General features: G+C 46.7%; 3 protein-coding genes. All 3 read left to right on the forward strand.

What is annotated here, in order from left to right; translation table 11 throughout:
- Nucleotides 1-293, forward strand: a 293-nt coding sequence (gene avd / locus PHV44_07440) for a diversity-generating retroelement protein Avd (GenBank protein MDD5593094.1), incomplete at its 5' end; no start/stop codon positions are given.
- Nucleotides 294-659: 366 nt separating this feature from the next.
- Nucleotides 660-1,715: a reverse transcriptase/maturase family protein gene (locus PHV44_07445; GenBank protein ID MDD5593095.1), complete on the forward strand. Its 1,056-nt coding sequence runs from the start codon at nt 660-662 to the stop codon at nt 1,713-1,715.
- A 109-nt stretch (nt 1,716-1,824) separates the two neighbouring features.
- Nucleotides 1,825-4,010: Ig-like domain-containing protein (locus PHV44_07450; protein MDD5593096.1), on the forward strand; the 2,186-nt coding region annotated here is incomplete at its 3' end.

The following is a 4,010-nucleotide window of genomic DNA, read 5'->3' on the forward strand; positions in this document are numbered from 1 at the left end:
TTTGGATGTTGCCAAAAATCGCGAATTTTCCAAGAGACCAAAGGTTTTTGCTGGCAGACCGCATAGAAAAAATACTGCTTGAAATATTAGAGATGTTAATAGAGGCGAATTACTCTAAGCAGAAAAGGGAGATTTTGATCAAGGTTAACCTGAAATTGGATGTTTTGCGTTTTATGATGAGGATTTCCAAGGATATGAAATACGTGAATATAGACAGCTATGATTTTTTCTGTCAATCGGGAATCGAAATAGGCAAGATGGTTGGAGGTTGGCTTAAAGCAGCGGTTCTTTGAAAGGGGGTGTTTCCAGGATCCCGCGGCCCACGGACCGCGGGAGCGGAAGGTAAAACTAAGAGAGGTTCAGACGCCAAATCCATTCCTTGAAGGGATTTATGCCGATAGGAGAAAACACGCAATAATACCGGGTTGAGGCTTGCGTCAAGCGAAAGTTTCTTCCCGGTATGGATCTATAAAATGGTTTAGCGTCGAAAAATGTCCGTGGCGGTTATCGCGGCGGCAATTGGAACAATGATGCGTCGAACGTCCGCACGTCCGACCGCAACAACGCGGCTAACACGAATTCGGGCCGGAACAACAATAACGGGGCTCGGGCCGCCAAAACCTCTTTGGTTTTACCATTAACAATAACGGGGGAATGCGATGAAAGTGAGGAATATCTATCCCAGGATAGTGTCAAAGGAGAACCTTTACCGCAGCGCCCACATGGCTTCCAGGGGAAGGAGATACAGGAATTCGACTGCGGATTTCAACTTCTTTCTCGAGGAGGAGATCGGACGCCTGCATAAGGAATTATTGGCAAAAACCTACCGCCACGGCAAATATCGTTTATTCAAGATCTATGACCCCAAAGAACGCAATATTGCCGCTGCTCCCTTCAGGGACAGGGTGGTGCACCACGCAGTCCACGACGTTATCGAGCCGATAATCGATAAGTCGTTTATATATGATTCATATGCCTGCAGAAAGGATAAGGGAACGCACAAGGCGGTGGATAGGGCGCAAAGCTTCCTGCGGGCCAACAGTTTTTGTTTCCATGGGGACATAAAACAATATTTTCCTTCGATCAGCCACCGTATCATAAAACAGATCCTGCGGGCTAAGATTAAGGATAAGGATGCGCTTTGGCTTCTTGATGAAATTATAGATTCAGCCAGGACGCTGCCTGCTTATGAGACGGGCACAGGCCTGCCCATCGGCAACCTCACCAGCCAGTTTTTCGCCAACCTTTACCTGAATGAGTTGGATTATTTTGTGAAATTCAATCTGAAAATAAGGTATTACCTGCGCTATATGGATGATTTCCTGATTTTTAACAACGACAAAAAGGAATTATCCGGGATCAAACAAAAAATAAGGAGGCTTTTGACCAGTAGGTTGGAGCTTTGTTTGCATGAGGATAAATCACAGATTTATTCGGTTTGCGGCGGTATAAAGTTCTTGGGGTTCAGGATTTTCCCTTGGCATCGCCGGCTTGCTACGGATAATGTCAAACGTTTCAGGAAGAGGCTTAACAGGTTTTCATCCTTGTTTTTAGATGGCAAGATGACCGCTACCAAGGTAAAGGATTCTCTGCGTTGTTGGATGGCGCACAGCAAATACGCCGATGCCGTGGTCTTGCGCAGAAAAATCCTTAGTGGGCTGCTCAAAAAAGAAAGCAGTATCGCTTATTTAGCGCAGGACGTATTGACCAATTGATTAATGTGATGAGGTTTAATATGCAAAAATGGGATCAGAATTATTTTTTTAAACTAAAGGACGCTGAAAATAATTCTGATCCCGTTTTACGAAGGGGAGGACGATGGGGATGAAGGCGTTGGCCGGGTTAGCGATAATAACAGTGCTGTTATTATCGTCTGCCGTTAGTGCTTTTGCCGATACTGGCTTTACGGGCGGAAGTTACGACGGTTACAGCACAGGGGTTTCCGCAGATTTTGCCCTGGGCGGTCTCTCTGTAACTGTTTCCTCGGTTGCTAACCAGAGTTTTGTGGCTGGACAGGGATCCGCGGTCATCTCCGCCATAACAATAACTGATTCTACCGGAGGGGCAATCAATGCGGATAATGATTTGAGGATAATCATCCCTTCTGGTTTTAGCATGCAGTGGGACACTACGCAGACCTCCGCCGTTATCACCAGCCCCATTTCTTTTAAAATAAGCCCGCTGGTAACTTATGAGAATTCGAACCAGACATTAGTCTTGAGCATTATCTATGATTTCTCGGAAGGCGACTCTTTTATTCTCTCGGGACTTTCTTTTGCCGGCTTTTCCGCCGCCTCGCCGGCAAGCAATCTGGGGATAGATATCTATAATACGGGCGTCAGCTATGCAAAAGACGATAAAACAATCCAAATTATTTCAAACGAAGACGTGCTTTTTACCGGAGGCGGTTATGATGGATACGCCGCCTCCGGTTCGGAAGATATCCTGTTAAACAGCGCCAATACCGATTATTTTTCAGTAACCCATCCGAGTTACCAGGCAGTTTGCGGGGAGAACCAGACGATAACGGTCACTGCCAAGGATGGAGGCGGCAATACGATTACAACTTACAGTCCTGCTGTCAGCGTAAGTGTAAGCAAGACCGAAACAGGGGGAAACCTGGCCGATTCCGCTGTTTTGAGCAAGGATTCTTTAACGGCCTCGGATTTTACTCTTGGCGTGGCTACTGTTACCTTAACCGATACTGAATCCGAAACGGTTACCCTTACTGCCGTCGATCAGGCATATCCTTCTATATCCGGCACATCTTTGCCTATAACCTTTATTATTAATTTTACCATCACTTCTCCTGTCGGCGGTGAAAACTGGGGAAAGGAGAGCTCGCAAATAATTACCTGGTCTTATGTCGGCGCAGTAGGAAGCACGGTACAATTGCTTTTATCCACAGATAGCGGCCTAACTTATCCGTACATCATTACAAGTTCTACTTCTTCGGGAAGCGATGGCGTTGGTTCCTATACCTGGATTCTCCCGGCAGAGATAAGCAGCCAGGCAAGGGTAAAAATAGTCAGCAATGATTATCCTGCGGTTTTAGACGCCTCGGATGTCGATTTTGCTATTACGGGCCTGCAAGTTATCTCTCCTAATGGAGGAGAAGAATGGGAGAAGGGTTATCCCCACACTATCAGCTGGGAGTCGGTAGGCGCAGCAGCAAATGATATTGTATTGAAGTATTCGGTTGATGGGGGAGCTGTTTGGAAGCTGATTGATTCCGGACAGCCGGCAGACGGCAGTTATCCCTGGAGCGTTCCCGATGATGTTTCTGCCACGGTAAAAATAAAGGTTTATAGCGTATCGGATGAGGCGGGGTTTTATGATATTTCCGATAACAATTTCACGATTGAAACAAATCCTAAACTTATTATTACCAGCCCCAACGGCGGCCAGAGCTGGTATGTGGGTAATGTTTATAACATTGCTTGGGATAGGGTTGGCCGGCTGTATGATACCTTGGATCTGTATTATTCAACTGATGGAGGGGCAAGCTGGACGGTAATTGCCTCTGGCCAGGATAATTCCGGGATATATTCCTGGATCGTCCCGGATGCGGTCGGCGCGCAGGTGAAAGTCAGGGTGGTTGAATCCGGAGTGCCTGTTGCCAGGGATACTACAGTCAAGGCAGAAGATACATCAGACGCTGACTTTTCTATTATTGAACCGTCAATTACCGTTACTTCTCCTGACGGGGCAGAGGTATGGGTTTATGGAGATACAAGGAATATCACTTGGACGACCACAGGCACAATAAGCAATAATCTTCTTTTAGAGTACTCCGCAGACGGCGAAAACTGGATAGAGATTTCCAGCGGACAGGCAAATGATGGTACATATTCCTGGGTTATTCCCGATGATCCGTCAGCTACCGTTAAAGTGCGTATAACGGATAGCGACAGGCCACAGGCAAGCGACGCCTCGGATGGCTACTTTAACTTGCTTTCCAGGCCGCGTATTACCGTCAGCCAGCCGAACGGGGGAGAATTATTGACTAT

The organism is Candidatus Omnitrophota bacterium (genome assembly GCA_028717245.1).
In the GTDB taxonomy this organism is placed as follows: Bacteria; Omnitrophota; Gorgyraeia; order Gygaellales; family Profunditerraquicolaceae; genus JAGUYA01.

Excerpts from the sequence above, each read along its gene's own strand:
- PHV44_07445 (MDD5593095.1), top strand. The coding sequence starts at position 660 with ATGAAAGTGAGGAATATCTATCCCAGGATAGTGTCAAAGGAGAACCTT.